This window comes from Streptomyces sp. NPDC025638, assembly GCF_055558775.1.
On sequence record NZ_JBVHLX010000001.1, the window covers coordinates 905,131 to 921,175 of the forward strand.

Below are 16,045 nucleotides of genomic sequence, written 5' to 3' on the forward strand. Positions count from 1 at the left end.
CCTCTCGACTCCGCCGTCGCTGCCGATACGGCGGGCCGGCAGCGCGGCGGCCACCCGGTGGGGCAGCCGCTTCGCCGTGTGCTTCGATGTGTTGCTGCCCTGTCAGAACGAGCGGCAGTGGAGGGAGGGTGCTGGTGGTCGGGGCCTGTCTGCGCGCGTCGGCGGCCGGAGCCGAGCGATTGCGACGCCGAGGACCACACTGCCCCCGCACTCACGTGCGAGTCAGTGCCGGGCGAACTGGACCTGGGTCGGTTGTACGACGTTCGGCCGCACCGCGATTTCGCTGATGGTCAGTCGTTCGCCGTAGATGTCCGTAATTCTGATCGCGTTACCGCACCCGCCGCCGTCGGCGGAGACGAAGTAGTTGTAGGCGGTGCGGGGCAGTTGCCGCCAGCCGCTCGTGGTGCGGACCTCCAGCCTGGTGACCGGATTCCGGTGGTCGATCGCCTGGATGGCGCACCAGTAGGGGCTGGACCCGGTCTTGTACCTGATGGAGATCGTGTCGGACGTGCTGGGGCTTACCAGGCTCCAGGTGATGGGGAGCCGGCCGAGCTTGAGGTCGGCGAGTTTGGCGAAGGCCTGTTCGCTGAGGTCGATCTGACCGGGTGCGCAGGGCAGGGGGCATTCGTTGGTGATCCGTACCGTGACGGATTTGCCGTTCGCGGCGCGCACGAGCACGTAGGCACCGCAAGCCCTGGACGACTCGTAGTCGGTCGTGTTCATCGCCGCGATCATGAGGTCGTCGCTCGCGCCGAACAGGCAGGCGCCGTCTCCGACTCCCGCCTTGTAGGCGGTGGCGACTCCTCGGTAAGTGGTGTTGGGCTGGATCCGTCCTGCCGACGATGCCGTGGTGGGCGCCGTTCGCGGGGGCTGCGGAGCGTCTTTGGGCGACGGTTTCGCTGCTTCGGTGGTCGCGGTGCCCGTCGGGGTTGGGGAGGCACTCGGGGTCGGGGTGCCCGTCGCGGTCGGGGTGGTGGTTCTCACTTTGGAAATGGCGACGTGTGTGGCCGCCACAGACCCTGCATCGACCTTGCGGTCGGCAGTCAACGCCATGATCAGGTATGCGAGAACACCTGCGGCGGTCAGCGCCACCACGGAGCCCATCACGAGCCGTCGCCTGTGCCTGCGCTGCCGCGCGGCCTGCCTTGCTGACTTCATTACCTGTCCGTTCGGAAGATCGAGCCGATGGTGCACTGTTCAGTGACCGCGGGAAGCGAAAAGGTTGCCGACGATTCCTCAGGGACTGATAAGGCAGAGCTGGACTGACACGGTTGCCGCGTGAACCGTTGGGTGGCACGCGTGGTGCAGTAGCCGACGCCCCGCGTGCAGCCGGCTGCTGCTGGAGATGCTTCGTTGATCAGCCAACACGGGCTGGTGATGTCGGCCGGGCGCCGCGCTCGTAGTCGAAGACCTCGCCCTTGCCGTTCATGCCGTCCCTGTTACTGACTCAGTAGCCGGTGCCCGTGCCCCCCGTGTTCTTCCAGCAGCACGGTGGTCCCGACGCTGGAGGATCCCGTGGTGAACAGGATCGCGGCCCGGCGGTACGACGTTGTCGCCACGTCGGTCAGCGTCTCCGTACCGCCATGGTTCGTCGCGCCGAAGGCGAGGGTCTCGCCGGCGTTCGGCACCTTGGCCCGGCCGGTGAGCAGGTAGGTGGTGCTCGGACTGAGGCAGGTCAGGTTCCGGTTGGTGTTGTTGCTGCTGGCCTGGGTGGTCGGCGCGTAGCCTCCGGTGCGGGCGTTCGAGGACGAGACGGACGAGGCCGCCCCGCTGCTCACCCAGGAGCTCATCGAGCCCCGTCTCGAAGCCGGCGCTGGAGATGAGATTGCCGCCGGTGCCGTGTAGGCGCCGATGTTGGGCGAGGCCGTGGCCGAGACGGCGCCGCCGTAGGCGCCCTTGCCGTCGTTGTCGCCGATGACCGTGCCGAGCCGGTTCACGGGCGAGGGCGGGTGGACTTGGCAGGTATTGGTCCGGTGGGTGGAGTCCCTGGCGAAGAGGCCGGCGGGAAGCGCGATCCGCCGGGTCGGCCCCTTCAGGAACCGACCCGGCGGGCGCTCACCGTGTCAGGTGGCTACGGCAGCGGCGGGTAGGCGTTCTGCATGAGCTGCTGGAACTGGGCGGAGAACCAGTGCCCGGCCAGCGGCGCGTTCGGCAGGGCGCCGGTGGGGTTGTTGCCGTTGCGGGCGTTACCGCCGTACGTGGGGTCGCACATCCGGTCGAAGCCCTTGCCCTCGTCGTTGGAGACGGCGGTGCTGGAGCCGTCGGACTCCCCCGGCGGCTTGACCCACACATAGGCGTCGATCCCCGCGGCCGGGGCCGCGGTGGGCCGCTCACCGAGGCCGGCCCCGCTCTGGTTGCACCAGTTGCCGGCGTGGATGCGCCGGTCGATGCGGCTGCCGTTGACGTAGTCGTCGACGGAGGTCATCGGGCCGGGGCCGGTGGGCCGGGCGGAGCCGCCCCAGCCGTTGCGGGAGGTGTCGATGAGCATGCCGAGGCCGGAGTCGAACCCGGCCGCGACGAGCTTGTCCCGCAGCCCGAGCGCGAACGACTGCTCGTCCACGTACTGGTTCCAGTCCACCCACTTCGACTGGCGCACGGTCTGACCGTTGACGCTGTCGGTGACCTTGAAGTTCGGCTCCTTGACGGGGCTGTAGTTGGCGGTGTTGACGATGAATCCGGCCACGTCGTTCACGCTCGCGCCGTTGGTCGTGGCGACCTTGGCGAACTCCTGCACGGCCGGGCCGAGGTTGCTGTCCCAGCCGAGCCAGCCGTGGTGGCCGGCGTCGATGTAGTTGTAGACGTTCGGGATGGCGCCCAGCTTGTCCAGGGCGTAGGAGACGCCCTTCTCGTAGTTGCCGTTGCTCTTCATGGTCACGCAGGCGTCGGTGGTGGTGTTGGTGCCGCCGGCGTTGGTGACCAGGTTGGGCAGCGAGTCGGGTTCGATGACGTTGGCGATCCGCAGGCCCGCGTACTTCGGGTCGGAGAGGATCGACGCGATCGGGTCGATGTACTGGGACTTGTACTTGTCGAGGTCGTTCGGTCCGAGTTCACCGTTGGAGGCGAGAGCGGCACAGTCGCGGCCGGGCAGGTCGTAGATGACCAGCTGGACGACCAGGTCGCCGCTGCCCTTCTGCTTCAGCGCCTCGTCCAGGTGGGCGCGCAGGCCCATGCCGCCACCGACACCGTTGATCGCGGCGATCCGGTCGAGCCAGACGGCGGTGGGCTGGTTGGCGATACGGCTGCCGCCCGGTTCGGCCGCGGCCTTGGCCGACCATTCGGGGTTCACGTACACCTTGGCCCCGACATAGGGATTGTCGGCCCGGCTGCCAGTGCCGCCGCCTCCTCCTCCGCCGGTACCGCCTCCACCGCCCGAGCCGCCGCCGTCGTCGACGTTGCAGGTGACACCGTCGAGGGTGAAGGTGGCGGGCACGGCGTTGGTGCCGCTGTAGGAGCCGTTGAAGCCGAAGCTGAGCGAACCACCGTTCGCCAGAGAGCCGTTGTAGCTCTCGTTGGCGGCAGTGACGTCACCGCCGCTCTGGCTGATCTTCGCGTTCCAGCCGTTGGTGATCTTCTGGTTCCCGGCGTAACTCCACTTCAGCGACCAACTCGACTTGGCAGCACCGTTGTTGGTGACCGTGACAGCGGCGGTGAAACCGGTGTCCCACTGATTCTGCACCTTGTAGTCCACCGAGCAGGGGACCGATGCGGTGGCGGCACCGGCCGGTGCCGTGAGGAGCGCCGTCCCCGAGGTCCCGGCAAGGACCGCCAGGGCGGCGAGAAGTGACATTCTGGTACGACTCATCAGTGCGGGTTCCTTTGTGTCGTGAGGGGTTACGGGTTGAGGGCGCGCAGATGGTCGCGCAGGCTGGTGCCGTACGCGGTGGGCGTGCCGTCGTAGGCGGAGATCAGGGACGGCCCGGAGGAGCAGTCCCAGGTGTTCCAGGTCCAGCCCAGGTAGGACAGGGCCCGGTCGTCGAACCACTTCATGACCCGGTCGACGAAGCCGTGCGAGCAGGTGTCCTCCCCGGTTTCCCCGGCCACGAGAGGCACTTGTGCGGCAACCGGGGCAAGGGTGGAGTCCCAGCAGCTCTCATTCGAGCAGGAGTTGAAGTTGTAGACGTGCCAGGCCGCGGCGAGATTGCCGGCCGGGTCGGAGGGCCGGTACGTCAGCCACTGACCGAGGTCGTTGGAGTACGCCGGCCCGCCGGCCATGACGACGTTCTTCGCACCAGCGCCCCGTACGGCGTTCACGAGATCCTGCATGCCGGCGACCTGGTAGGAGATCCCGGGGCAGGTGCCGCCGTCCCGCCAGCACTTCCAGGCGTCCGTGGCATTGCTCGTCGCACGGTCCGGATAGGGCTCGTTGAACAGGTCGAACACAGGCGCCGGGTCGTCCTTGAAGGTGCTCGCCACCGAGGACCAGAAGGCCGGGCTGTACTGCTTGTCGGGCATCGGTTTCTGGCAGGTGGCGTGGACGTCGGAGCAACCCGCGGAGTTGCCGGTGTACTGCCCGTACGTCCAGTGCAGGTCGAGGATCGGGGTCATGCCGTGTGCCTCGACGCGGGCCACCAGGTCTTTGACGGCGTTGATGTAATTGGCGCCGCTGTACTCGGGTTTGACGTTGGAAAGACCCAGCCAGCACTCCTCGTTGAGGGGGATGCGGACCGCATTGGCCTTCCAGTCGGCGATGGCCTTGATCGCCGCGTCGTCCACCGGACCGTCCCAGATGCCCCGGCCCTGCACGCACATGAACTCGCCGCCGGAGCGATTCACACCGAGCAGCCGGCGGCTCTTACCGTCGGCGTCCACGAGCTTGGCGCCCGAGACGTGCAGCGCAGGTGTGCTGCCGTCGGTCGGTGGCGGGGTGGTCGGCGGCGGGGCCGGCTCTGGGACGCTGTTGCACGTTGTGCCGTTGAGCCTGAACGCCGTCGGCGCGGTGTTGCTCGCCGACGAGGAGCCGACGAAGCCGACAGTGACGCTCGCGCCGGTGGCGAGGGAGCCGTTCCAGCTCTCGTTCGCGGCGGTCACGGTGGTGCCGGACTGAGACCACTCGGCGTTCCAGCCCTGGGTGACCTTCTGGCCGTCGGCGAAGTCGAAGGCGAGCTGCCAACTACTCACCGCCGCCTGGTTGTCGGTGATCCTCACAGAGCCCTGGAAACCGCCGTCCCACTGGCTGGTGACGGCGTACTCCACGGTGCAGGCGGGGGTGGCTCCCTGGGCCGAGACCACTGGCAGGACCGCGCTCGAGACGAGCACGGCCGCACCGGCGACGGCTAAAAGTACTGAACGCGGGGGGTGTCGCATGAGCGACTCCTTGCAGCTCGGACGCGTGACGTACGCGTCGACTGAACGGAATCGCTCCCACTGGTGCGAAGGACGGTAGCGCCAACCTCGTTGGCTTCACAGAGTTGTTGCTCAACTTTCGTCGACGGGTTTTGTTCAAACGATTCAACTTCTCAACGTCTTGACGGAGTCTGCACCCGTCCTCACTATGGGAGCGCTCCCACTGGTTCAAGCCTTGACCCCCACCGAGCCGCGCCCCGCAAGGAGGACCAGAAATATGGATCCCGGACGTAAGCGCAGAGCTGTGCGGCGGCTGTGGACCGCCGTCGCAGCCGCGTTCGCCCTACCCTTGTCGATGCTCGCCACCAGCTCAACGCCCGCGCATGCGGCGGGCGTTCAGTGCAGCGTCGACTACAAGACCAACGACTGGGGCTCCGGCTTCACCGCCGACCTCACCCTCACCAACCGCGGGACCGACACGATCAACGGCTGGACGCTGACGTACGCCTACTCGGGCAATCAGAAGCTCGTGAACGGCTGGAACGGCACCTGGTCGCAGTCGGGTCAGTCGATCACCGTGAATGACGCCGGATACAACGGGACGATCGCCGCGGGCGCCGCCGTCTCCACGGGTGCCCAGTTCAGCTACAGCGGCACCAACGCGGCACCCACCTCCTTCGCGGTCAACGGCACCACCTGCGCGGGCGCGCACCAGCCGCCCGTCGCCGTGCTGACCAGTCCGAAACCGGGCGCGGTCTACTCGCAGGGGGACGCGGTCCCGCTCGCGGCGACCGCGGCGGCGGCCGACAACGCGACGATCAGCAAGGTCGAGTTCTACGACGACACGACCCTGCTCGGCACCGACACCAGCGCGCCGTACTCGCTCTCGGCCTCAAGTTTGTCCGTGGGCGGTCATTCGCTGGTGGCGAAGGCCTACGACAGCCTGGGGGCCTCCGCCGAGTCGACACCGGTCGGCATCACGGTGGCCTCGGGCCCCGCACTGGTCGCCTCGCCAAGTCAACTGGGCGTCCAGCAGGGCAATTCGGGCACGTTCACGCTGAAGCTGTCGACGCAGCCGAGCGCCAACGTCACCGTCACCACGGCCCGCACCGACGGCAACTCGGGCCTGTCCGTGACCGGCGGCGCCACGCTCACCTTCACGCCGTCCAACTGGAACACCGCGCAGACGGTGACCATCAGCGCCGACTCCTCCGGCACGGGGGCGGCGACCTTCACCGCCTCGGCGACCGGCTACGCCAAGGCGACGGTCACGGTGACGGAGCTGGCCGCGCAGAAGGCGTACGACGCCCGCTTCCTGGACCTCTACGGGAAGATCACGAACCCGGCGAACGGCTACTTCTCGCCCGAGGGCATCCCGTACCACTCGGTGGAGACGCTGATCGTGGAGGCCCCGGACCAGGGCCACGAGACCACGTCGGAGGCCTACAGCTATCTGCTGTGGCTGCAGGCGATGTACGGCAAGGTCACGGGTGACTGGTCGAAGTTCAACGGCGCGTGGGCCCTCATGGAGAAGTACATGATCCCCACCCACGCCGACCAGCCGACCAGTTCCTTCTACAACGCCTCGAAGCCGGCGACGTACGCGCCGGAGGAGGACACCCCGAACGAGTACCCGGCGAAGCTGGACACCTCGGTGTCCGTGGGTTCGGATCCGATCGCCGGTGAGCTGAAGAGCGCGTACGGCACGGACGACGTCTACGGCATGCACTGGATCGAGGACGTCGACAACGTCTACGGCTACGGCGACACCCCCGGCGGCACCTGTGAGGGCGGGCCGACGGGGAAGGGACCGTCGTACATCAACACCTTCCAGCGCGGTCCGCAGGAGTCGGTGTGGGAGACGGTGCCGCAGCCGACCTGCGACGCCTTCAAGTACGGCGGGAAGAACGGCTATCTGGACCTGTTCACCGGTGACTCCTCCTACGCCAAGCAGTGGAAGTACACGGACGCCCCGGACGCCGACGCGCGTGCGGTGCAGGCCGCGTACTGGGCGGACGTGTGGGCCAAGCAGCAGGGCAAGGGCAGTGACGTCTCCGCGACCGTGGGCAAGGCCGCCAAGATGGGCGACTACCTGCGCTACGCCATGTACGACAAGTACTTCAAGAAGATCGGCAACTGCGTCGGCCCGTCCACCTGCGCGGCCGGCACCGGCAAGGACGCCTCGCACTACCTGCTCTCCTGGTACTACGCGTGGGGCGGCGCCGCCGACACCAGCGCGGGCTGGGCCTGGCGCATCGGCTCCAGTCACGTCCACGGCGGCTACCAGAACCCCCTCGCGGCCTACGCACTCGGCAACTACGCCGACCTGAAGCCCAAGTCGGCCACCGGAGCCGGCGACTGGTCCAAGTCGCTGACCCGTCAGCTGGAGTTCTACCAGTGGCTGCAGTCCTCCGAAGGCGCCATCGCGGGCGGTGCGACGAACAGCTGGCAGGGCCGGTACGCGACCCCGCCGGCCGGTACGCCGACGTTCTACGGCATGTACTACGACTGGCAGCCCGTCTACCACGACCCGCCGTCCAACCAGTGGTTCGGCTTCCAGGCGTGGTCGATGGAGCGGGTCGCCGAGTACTACCAGCAGACGGGGAACGCCACGGCGAAGGCGATCCTCGACAAGTGGGTCAAGTGGGCGCTGTCCAAGACCACGATCAACCCGGACGGCACCTTCCGGATCCCCTCCACCCTCCAGTGGTCCGGCCAGCCCGACACCTGGAACGCGTCAGGTCCCGGCTCCAACAGTGGACTTCACGTCACCGTCGCCGACTACACCAACGACGTGGGCGTGGCGGCCGCGTACGCCAAGACCCTGACGTACTACGGCGCCAAGTCCGGTGACGCGACGGCGAAGTCGACGGCGAAGGCGCTGCTGGACGGCATGTGGAACAACGACCAGGACAGCCTGGGCATCGCCGTCCCGGAGACCCGCGCCGACTACAGCAGGTTCAACGACAGCGTGTACGTGCCGAGCGGCTTCAGCGGCACGATGCCGAACGGCGACGCGATCAACTCCTCGTCGACGTTCATCTCGCTGCGGTCCTTCTACAAGAACGACCCGGCCTGGTCGAAGATCGAGGCCTACCTCAAGGGCGGCGCCGCGCCCGTCTTCACCTATCACCGGTTCTGGGCCCAGGCGGACATCGCCCTCGCCATGGGCTCGTACGCGGAGCTCCTCGAATAGGCCCCCGCTGAAGCTCCGCGTACACGACCCCGTCACAGGGAGACGGGGTCACCCGGCCGGGCGGTCCTCAGCCGCACAGGGGACCGTCCGGCAGTTGTCAGGAGCATGATCGTTGCAATCGGCTCCTGTGAAACCGAATTGGGAGCGCTCCCAAACTGATGGACGCTCTCGCTGCTCCCCACACATCCCCAGCGGAGGATCCGCATGCAACAGTTGAAGCACAGGGGCAGGGCGCAAGCTCTGTTCGGCACGCTGCTCGCGTCACTCGTCGCGCTGGCGGCGCTTCTCACGGCCGCTCCGGCGTCGCAGGCCGACACGACCATCTGCGAGCCGTTCGGCTCGACCACGATCCAAGGCCGTTACGTCGTCCAGAACAACCGCTGGGGCACCAGCGCCACGCAGTGCATCACGGTCACGGACGCCGGCTTCAGGATCGCCCAGGCCGACGGGTCGGTCCCGACGAACGGCGCCCCGAAGTCCTATCCGTCCGTGTACAACGGCTGCCACTACACCAACTGCTCACCCGGCACCAACCTCCCGGCCCGGCTCGGTTCCGTCGCGAGCGCGCCCACGAGCATCTCCTACAGCTACGTGAGCGGTGCGGCCTACGACGCCGCGTACGACATCTGGCTGGACCCGACGCCCCGCACCGACGGCGTGAACCGCACCGAGATAATGATCTGGTTCAACCACGTGGGGTCCGTGCAGCCGGTCGGCTCGCAGACCGGCAGTGCCACCGTGGCCGGGCGTTCGTGGCAGGTGTGGTCCGGCAACAACGGCTCCAACGACGTGCTGTCCTTCGTCGCGCCGTCGGCGATCGACAGCTGGAACTTCGACGTGATGGACTTCGTCCGCCAGGCCGTCTCCCGGGGACTGGCGCAGGACAACTGGTACCTGACGAGTGTTCAGGCGGGCTTCGAGCCCTGGCAGAACGGTGCGGGACTGGCGGTGACGTCGTTCTCCTCGACCGTCGACGTCGGTGGCAGCACCCCTGGCGGCCCGGGTGGCTCGTCGGCGTGCAAGGTGGCCTACGGCACGAATGTGTGGCAGGGCGGCTTCACCGCCGACGTCACCGTGACCAATGCGGGTTCGTCGCCCGTCGACGGCTGGAATCTCACGTTCACGTTGCCGGCCGGGCAGAAGATCACGAGTGCGTGGAGCGCCACCATCTCTCCCTCGTCGGGAGCGGTGACGGCCAACGGCCTGGCGTACAACGCGTCCATCGCACCCGGCGGCCAGGTTTCCTTCGGGTTCCAGGGTACCTACGACGGCGCCTTCACCAAACCGACCGGCTTCAGCCTGAACGGTACGTCCTGCACCACCGCGTGATGGATTCGGCACGGTCAGCCTGACCCGAGGCGCCTACCGGCCGGCCCACTGCCAACCGCGCACCGGACACGAGTGTGCATCCGTCAACCCCCGGGCCCACCCGACTGACCCACGTGTCCGACCGGGTGGGCCCGGCTCTTTTTCACATGACCAGTCAGGACTCCCCTCGGGCTGAACCCAATTGATCAGGCGCGGAAGCTGTGTGCCACGTTCCCCGGGCCCGTAAGATCGGTGATCTCGGGGGGGGGGAGGTGGTCATGGGCAGGCGACGTCCTGGTACGCCGACGCTGGAAGAGGTGGCCGTCCACGCCGGGGTGGGGCGTGGCACAGTCTCACGAGTCATCAACAACGCGGCCGGTGTGAAGGAGTCGACGCGGCGGGCCGTGCAACTGGCCATCGAGGAACTGGGATATGTGCCCAATCTCGCGGCTCGATCCCTGGCCGGGCGGCGGGCCGACGCCGTGGCCCTCGTCCTGACGGAGCCGGACTGGAGGCAGTTCGCAGAGCCGTTCTTTTCGGAGATCGTCCGCTCGCTCGGAGATGCGCTGACGGACACCGGGATGCAACTGCTGCTGACCCTGGTCCGATCGGAGGCCGAGCGTCAGCGCTTCCTGGAGTACGCACGCGGTGGCCGTGTCGACGGAGTCCTGCTGATGTCCGTGCACGCCGGCGATCCGCTGCCCGACATGCTCGCCGAGGCCCGGTTGCCGACCGTGCTGCTGGGGCGCCGTTCGGGCGACGAGTACGTCAGTTACGTGGATGCGGACAACCTGGGCGGTGCCCGCAGCGCCGTCTCCCACCTGCTGCAACGGGGCCGTAGAGCGATCGCCACCATTACCGGGCCGCTTGACATGTACGCGGCCCAGTGTCGGCTGCGCGGCTACGAGGATGCACTGGCGCGGGCCGGTCTGAACGCGGCGCGGTCCTGGGTCGCCGAGGGTGACTTCACCGAGGAAAATGGGCGCCGCGCCATGGCGGAACTCCTCGAACGGCACCCGGATATCGACGGCGTCCTCGCTGCGTCGGACACCACGGCGGCGGGGGCTCTGCACACGCTGCGCGCGGCGGGCCGACGGGTGCCGGAGGATGTCGCCGTGATCGGTTTCGACGACTTTCCGCTGGCTCAGCGCACCAGGCCGCGCCTGACCACAGTGCGTCAGCCACTGGAGGAGATGGGGCGGGCCATGATCAGACTGCTGATGGAGGAGATGGAGGAGCCGTCCGTGGCCTGGCGCCACGTCATTCTCCGTACAGAACTGGTCGTCCGCGAATCGTCCTGAGTGGTTGTAGACCGAACCGAATCCCGCGTCGGCCCGCTCGGGCCACCAGGTTCTCGGGGATCTCGAAGCCTTCGGCCTGGGCGATCTTGAACCAGTCGTAGGCGGACTGGCTGGTCGCGTCGCCGTCCAGCAGCAGCGTCGGCAGTCCGACTCTTCAACCCGTCCTAGCAGGTCACAACCGATTCGACTCGCAAAGATGCAGGTCGGAAGGGTGCCTCGGATGGACCCGGCGTACAGCCCGACTCGTCTGCCTGTACGGCCCTGACCTGGTGGTTCACCCGGTTCAGGGCCACTGGGCCGGGCTGCCCGGCAACCCCACGGTGACGGACGGCGGGTGTCAGTCCGACTCTTCGCGGGCGCGCCGGTAGCGCTCGTAGATCACGCGTGAGGCGAACGTCCTGGTCTCGACCAGGTCCAGCCGAATGTCTTCGGTGACCGGCGGCAGGAAGGGCGTGCCGCCGCCGACGACGACCGGATAGCGGAACATGCGCAGCTCGTCGACGAGGCCGAGCCCGATCGCTGCCGCGGCCAGGCCGGCGCCGCCGATCGAGACGTACTTGTCGGTCGCGGCGAGCGCCGCGGCGGCCTCCTCGGCCACCGACGCCGTGGCGAGCCGGGCGTTGCCCTGAACGCTGTCGAGCGTGCGGCTGAAGACGACCTTCGGGAGAGCACACCAGATGTCGGCGAACGCGGCTCCGGGCTCGTTGTCGCGCAGGGACGCATCCGCCTCCCACACCAGCATGGTCTCGTAAAGCCTGCGGCCGCACAGATAGGCGCCGAGCTCGCGCGTCTGCGCGACGTGGAAACGAATCAGCTCCTCGCTGGGGGCCGTCCACCCGAACCCACCCTCGCGGTCGGTGATGAAGCCGTCCACCGAGACGCTCATCGAGTAGATCAGCATGGCTTCGAGCCCTCCTTCTTGCGGTCCAAGCGATCGTACGGTAGGGGATGCGCAGCGAGCCTGACCGTCCATGGGTCCAAGGTCTCTCTACGGTTGGTGTCCGAACGGTCTGTCGGCTGGACGGCCGAAGGGGGCTGTGTGGAAGCCGAGTTGGTGGCTCTTGCCGCGTCGGGGGCGACGACGTCGGTCGGGCTGATCGTGTCGGATTCCTGGGAGCGGGCGAAGGGCGGACTGGTCCGGTTCTTCGGACGACGCGCCACGGACGAGGCCGCCGGTAGGGACTGCAAGCGGAGCGGGGGGAGTCGGAGAGGGCACGGGCAGCAGGGGACACGGATGCCCAGGAACGCGTCCACGGGCGCTTGCGGCAGCGTCGAGATCCACGACCAGCTCGTCGTGAACGGAGGCGACCCGCTGACGGCCGGTCTCGCCCGGGCCCGGGCCGACGAGGGAGACGGAACTGCCGCCGGCCGGCCGGCAAGTGCCCTGGTCCGGCGCGGAGACTTCGACCGGCTGCGGGCACGAGCCGATGCCGGCGACCGCAGCGTCGTCCGCCGGCTCGTCGACGCGCTCGTCGATCGCGCGGAGTTCGACGAACTGCGCTCCCCGGCCGATGCCGGCGACGTACGCGGCGGAGAAGTTAGCCGAAGTCCTCGTGTATCGGGGCCTCGTCGTCGAACTCACTGTTCGCGCCGACAGCGGTGACAGAGCGGCGGCCGACCGGCTCCTCGACCTGCTTCAGCGCCGGGGCGACCTGGACGCGCTGCGGCGTCGCGCGGACGCCGGTGACCACGACGCGGCCCGGCGGTGGAGCCGGATGGTCGCGGACCGGGGGACATCGACCGGCTGCGCCTCCTGGCGGGCCATGACTTCATGGCTGCCGACCGACTGACGGATGTTCTCGCCGACCGGGCCGGCTGGACGAGCTACGGGCTCGCGCCGACCACCACGATCACCATGCGGCCCCTCGGCCGGCCGCCTTGCCGGCCGACCGGGGCGAGCTCGACGAGCTGCGCGCCCGCGCCGACAAGGACGACTGGGCCGCCCGGTCGGCGCTTGCCGAGATCCTCTCCGACCGGGGCGAGATCGAGGAGCTGCGTGCCCGGATCAGCGAGCATCCGGACGACCCCCAGTCCGCGCGATGCCTGGTGGAGCTGCTGATCGAGCGGGGAGAACTCGCCGAGGCACAGCGGATTCTCCTCGCCGGAGTCCTGATCGGCGACCACCGTGCGGCGCAGCAGCTGCCCGAGCTGCTGATACGGCGCGGCCGCCACGACGAGGCACGACGGCTGGCCCGCTACGGCCATGACCTGGGGGTTCACCCGGGATAAGCGACCCCGGTCAGCCGTTCCGATTCCTTCCACAGGCGTTGCTGTGCCTCCGCGTCGTGGGAGCGGGCGTTGGACTCGACGCGCGTGGGACGGCCGGTGAACTGGGCCAGGCCCGGCGGGCCGTAGTAGGAGCCGCCCGCCGCGTTCGGGTCGGTGGCGGCGCGCAGGATCGACAGGGCGCCCATCTCGGAAGACTGCAGGGCCCAGGCGGTGAGCGGCCTCAGCCGCGGGCTCATCAGGGCCCTGACCGGCGCCGGCAGGTCGCGGACGAGTTCCGTGCGGGCGTTGCCAGGGTGGGCCGCGAGCGCGATCGTCCCGGCCCCGGACGCTGCCAGCCGGCGTTGCAGCGCGTATGTGAACAGCAGGTTGGCCAGCTTCGCCTGGAAGTAGGCCGCCGGGGCGCTGTACCCGCGCTCGGCGTTGAGGTCCGCGAAGTTCATCCTGCCGTGGCGGTGGCCGATGCTGCTGACCGTCACGACGCGCGAGCCGGGTGTCGCCAGCAGGCGGCCCAGGAGCAGGCCCGTGAACGCGAACGGGCCCAAGTGGTTGGTGGCCAGCGTCAGTTCGAAGCCGTCCTCCGTGAGGGCGTGGTGCAGGCGTATGCCGCCCGCGTTGTTGATCAGCAGGTCGATCCGGGCGTGGTTCGCGCGCAGGGCCTCTGCCGCCCGGTGGACCGAGGCGAGGGACGCGAGGTCCAGTTGCTGGACCACGACCCTCGCCTTCGGCGCGCTCGCCGTGATGCGCGCCTCGGCCGCCGCCGCCCGGTCCGGGTTCCGGCAGGCCAGCACGACTGTGGCGCCGCGCTCCGCCAGCACGCGGGCCGTCTCGAAGCCGAGGCCGCTGTTGGCACCGGTGATGACGGCCGTGCGGCCCCGCTGGTCGGGTACGTCGGCCGGGGTCCAGCGCGGGCCGGTCAACCGCAGCCCCCCGCGTGCCCCTGGTCCGCGGCGGCACTCAGGACCAGGTCCTGCGGCAGGTGCTGTGCGCGGATGCGGGAGACGAAGGCCGGGAGGCGGTCCACGCCCCAGTACTTGTCGAACCCGTCGATGAAGTACGGCACGCCGAACACGCCGTCGCGGTGGAGGAGTTCGATGGAGGCCAGGCCCTCGGCGCGGACGGCCGGGTCGCCGGCCGCACCCGCGAAGGGCTCGGGGTCGAGGCCGAGGTCCTTGGCGATCGCGGCCATGACCGCGGGGTCGGAGATGTCCTGGCCCTCCTCCCAGCGGGCCCGGTACACCGCGTCGATGAACGGGCGGCCGTGGCCCAGCCGGTCCGCGACCAGGTAGGCCAGATGGGAGACCTCCCAGCGGGGTGCCGAGTCCTGCGGCCAGACCATGGCGAGGTCCCGTTCCCCGGCCAGCCTGCGTACGTCCTGGAGGATGTACAGGTGTTTCTCGCGGGACATGGGCACGTACGGCAGGCGGATGCCCCGTTCGGTCAGGTCCTGGGAGGTGGGCTCGTCCGGTTCCCAGAAGGGGAGCCAGTCGATGGCATCGGCGACATCGGGGTAACGGTCCGTCAGATCGCGGTAGGCCATCCAGGAGTACGGGCTGCGGAAGGAGAAGTACCAGCGGGGTGCTCGGCGTCGGGGCATGGGGAGTGAACTCCTTGGAGAATCGGGATGGTTCAGTGCAGGCGGAGCAGGGCGCAGCCCACCGAGCCCGTGCGGTCCACCGACGTGATCAGGCCGATCCCGTCGGCGGCCGCGGACGGGTGCGTCTCGGCGTACGCCAGCAGGGACGCCGTCTGGAAGCCGGCCGCGGCCGCTCCCGTGTCGCCGATCAGCTCATGGGGCGCCAGGTCCACGGCCCCGGTCCCGTCGCCGAGCACGTCCGCGACGGCCGAGACCTCGTCGGCTCCCGCTCCGCCGGTGCTGCAGGAGCGGGCCACCGCCACGATCCGCGACGGTTCCACCGCTGCCTGGACCAGCGCGCGGCGCAGGCAGGAGGACAGCGCCGCCCGTACGTCCTCGCCCAGCACCACGCCCAGTTCGACCGCCAGGACCTCGGCCAGCACCGGCTGGTCGCCCGCCCCGGCGGGTTCCACGAGCAGCATGGAGCTGCCCTCGCCCAGCGGCAGCGACTCCGCCGTGGCCGCGTGGTGCTCCAGCCACGCCCGCGCCGGTGAGAACTCCTCCGCCGTACCGCACAGCACGCTCTCCGCATGGCCCGAAGCCAGCAGCCTGCGCGCGTAGTTGAGGGCGTGCAGGCCGGCCGCACGGCCGCCCGCGATCGTGGTGTTGGGGCCCTTGAGCTGGTACCAGATCGCGCTCTGGCCGCTGGCGCAGTTCATCACCGTGTTGGGGAACTGCGCGGGGTCCACGAAGAACGGCTGCTCACCGGTGAGCGAGTCGCGGGTGAAGTCCATCATGCTCTGCGCGCTGCCGGTCGTCGTACCCAGCGCGAACGCCGCGCCCTCTCCCGTGCCCACCCGCTGGTTGCGCTCGCTCTCGCCGAGCAACGCGCCGACCGCGGTGACCGTGAGGCCGGTGACCCGGTCCATGGAACGGGTGCCCTTGCGGCCGAGGGCCGTACGGACGTCGAAGCCCGGTACCAGACAGGCGCTGGGGGAAGGGACGTTGTCGTACGACGGCCCGAGTGGTGCCGTCGTCGTACGGCGCTCTTTGATGCCCTCCGTGAAGGCGGCCCGGCCGACGCCGAACGGCGAGACGGCGGACCAGGCGGTGATGACCGGGCGGCGGCCGAGCGTTTCGGTTGCACTCATGATC

General features: G+C 69.1%; 13 protein-coding genes. 5 read left to right on the top strand and 8 right to left on the bottom strand.

The genetic code is table 11. From position 1 onward, the window contains the following. Window positions 1–222 precede the first annotated feature (222 nt). The 4 genes from ACZ4EG_RS04015 to ACZ4EG_RS04030 all read right to left on the bottom strand — a co-directional run bounded on the left by ACZ4EG_RS04015 (window position 223) and on the right by ACZ4EG_RS04030 (window position 5,304). Window positions 223–1,104, bottom strand: coding sequence for an expansin EXLX1 family cellulose-binding protein (locus ACZ4EG_RS04015; protein ID WP_467789425.1), 882 nt, complete (start codon window positions 1,102–1,104; stop codon window positions 223–225). 335 nt (window positions 1,105–1,439) lie between these two features. After that, window positions 1,440–1,937 carry a hypothetical protein gene (locus tag ACZ4EG_RS04020; RefSeq protein ID WP_467789426.1) on the bottom strand — a complete coding sequence of 166 codons (498 nt, stop codon included), beginning with the start codon at window positions 1,935–1,937 and terminating at the stop codon, window positions 1,440–1,442. 134 nt (window positions 1,938–2,071) lie between these two features. Next, entirely contained in the window at window positions 2,072–3,802 is a 1,731-nt protein-coding gene (locus ACZ4EG_RS04025) for a glycoside hydrolase family 6 protein (protein WP_467789427.1), read from the bottom strand. Window positions 3,803–3,831: 29 nt separating this feature from the next. After that, window positions 3,832–5,304 (bottom strand): cellulose binding domain-containing protein, encoded by a 1,473-nt coding sequence (locus tag ACZ4EG_RS04030; protein WP_467789428.1) that lies wholly within the window; start codon window positions 5,302–5,304, stop codon window positions 3,832–3,834. 256 nt (window positions 5,305–5,560) lie between these two features. On the opposite strand from ACZ4EG_RS04030, the gene ACZ4EG_RS04035 reads away from it, so the two are divergent. From ACZ4EG_RS04035 to ACZ4EG_RS04045, 3 genes are all read left to right on the top strand, one after another. Beyond that, window positions 5,561–8,479, top strand: a complete 2,919-nt coding sequence (locus ACZ4EG_RS04035; RefSeq protein ID WP_467789429.1) for a glycoside hydrolase family 48 protein — start codon at window positions 5,561–5,563, stop codon at window positions 8,477–8,479. Between the two features lie 204 nt (window positions 8,480–8,683). Then, window positions 8,684–9,808: a glycoside hydrolase family 12 protein gene (locus ACZ4EG_RS04040; RefSeq protein ID WP_467789430.1), complete on the top strand. Its 1,125-nt coding sequence runs from the start codon at window positions 8,684–8,686 to the stop codon at window positions 9,806–9,808. 257 nt (window positions 9,809–10,065) lie between these two features. After that, window positions 10,066–11,088, top strand: a complete 1,023-nt coding sequence (locus ACZ4EG_RS04045) for a LacI family DNA-binding transcriptional regulator (RefSeq protein WP_467789431.1) — start codon at window positions 10,066–10,068, stop codon at window positions 11,086–11,088. A 337-nt stretch (window positions 11,089–11,425) separates the two neighbouring features. Here ACZ4EG_RS04045 and ACZ4EG_RS04050 read toward each other — a convergent pair whose 3' ends face one another. Further along, entirely contained in the window at window positions 11,426–11,989 is a 564-nt protein-coding gene (locus ACZ4EG_RS04050) for a dihydrofolate reductase family protein (RefSeq protein ID WP_467789432.1), read from the bottom strand. Between the two features lie 526 nt (window positions 11,990–12,515). On the opposite strand from ACZ4EG_RS04050, the gene ACZ4EG_RS04055 reads away from it, so the two are divergent. Both ACZ4EG_RS04055 and ACZ4EG_RS04060 read left to right on the top strand, forming a co-directional pair. Beyond that, the gene (locus ACZ4EG_RS04055; protein ID WP_467789433.1) at window positions 12,516–12,878 is read left to right on the top strand and encodes a hypothetical protein; all 363 of its coding nucleotides are present in this window, start codon (window positions 12,516–12,518) and stop codon (window positions 12,876–12,878) included. Window positions 12,879–12,966: 88 nt separating this feature from the next. Next, window positions 12,967–13,317 carry a hypothetical protein gene (locus ACZ4EG_RS04060; protein ID WP_467789434.1) on the top strand — a complete coding sequence of 117 codons (351 nt, stop codon included), beginning with the start codon at window positions 12,967–12,969 and terminating at the stop codon, window positions 13,315–13,317. Here ACZ4EG_RS04060 and ACZ4EG_RS04065 read toward each other — a convergent pair. From ACZ4EG_RS04065 to ACZ4EG_RS04075, 3 genes are read right to left on the bottom strand one after another with little or no spacing between them, the layout of a single operon-like run. Continuing rightward, on the bottom strand, window positions 13,305–14,234 hold the full coding sequence (locus ACZ4EG_RS04065) for an oxidoreductase (RefSeq protein WP_467789435.1): 930 nt from the start codon (window positions 14,232–14,234) through the stop codon (window positions 13,305–13,307). The two genes, ACZ4EG_RS04060 and ACZ4EG_RS04065, sit on opposite strands and share 13 nt — an antisense overlap. Then, window positions 14,231–14,911: a DsbA family protein gene (locus ACZ4EG_RS04070; RefSeq protein ID WP_467789436.1), complete on the bottom strand. Its 681-nt coding sequence runs from the start codon at window positions 14,909–14,911 to the stop codon at window positions 14,231–14,233. Before ACZ4EG_RS04070 ends, ACZ4EG_RS04065 begins: the two co-directional genes overlap by 4 nt. A gap of 32 nt (window positions 14,912–14,943) precedes the next feature. Further along, the gene (locus ACZ4EG_RS04075; protein WP_467789437.1) at window positions 14,944–16,041 is read right to left on the bottom strand and encodes a beta-ketoacyl synthase N-terminal-like domain-containing protein; all 1,098 of its coding nucleotides are present in this window, start codon (window positions 16,039–16,041) and stop codon (window positions 14,944–14,946) included. Window positions 16,042–16,045 lie beyond the last annotated feature (4 nt).

Excerpts from the sequence above, each read along its gene's own strand:
- ACZ4EG_RS04015 (WP_467789425.1), bottom strand. The coding sequence starts at position 1,104 with ATGGGCTCCGTGGTGGCGCTGACCGCCGCAGGTGTTCTCGCATACCTG.
- ACZ4EG_RS04025 (WP_467789427.1), bottom strand. The coding sequence starts at position 3,802 with ATGAGTCGTACCAGAATGTCACTTCTCGCCGCCCTGGCGGTCCTTGCC.
- ACZ4EG_RS04030 (WP_467789428.1), bottom strand. The coding sequence starts at position 5,304 with ATGCGACACCCCCCGCGTTCAGTACTTTTAGCCGTCGCCGGTGCGGCC.
- ACZ4EG_RS04035 (WP_467789429.1), top strand. The coding sequence starts at position 5,561 with ATGGATCCCGGACGTAAGCGCAGAGCTGTGCGGCGGCTGTGGACCGCC.
- ACZ4EG_RS04040 (WP_467789430.1), top strand. The coding sequence starts at position 8,684 with ATGCAACAGTTGAAGCACAGGGGCAGGGCGCAAGCTCTGTTCGGCACG.
- ACZ4EG_RS04045 (WP_467789431.1), top strand. The coding sequence starts at position 10,066 with ATGGGCAGGCGACGTCCTGGTACGCCGACGCTGGAAGAGGTGGCCGTC.
- ACZ4EG_RS04050 (WP_467789432.1), bottom strand. The coding sequence starts at position 11,989 with ATGCTGATCTACTCGATGAGCGTCTCGGTGGACGGCTTCATCACCGAC.
- ACZ4EG_RS04055 (WP_467789433.1), top strand. The coding sequence starts at position 12,516 with ATGCCGGCGACCGCAGCGTCGTCCGCCGGCTCGTCGACGCGCTCGTCG.
- ACZ4EG_RS04070 (WP_467789436.1), bottom strand. The coding sequence starts at position 14,911 with ATGCCCCGACGCCGAGCACCCCGCTGGTACTTCTCCTTCCGCAGCCCG.
- ACZ4EG_RS04075 (WP_467789437.1), bottom strand. The coding sequence starts at position 16,041 with ATGAGTGCAACCGAAACGCTCGGCCGCCGCCCGGTCATCACCGCCTGG.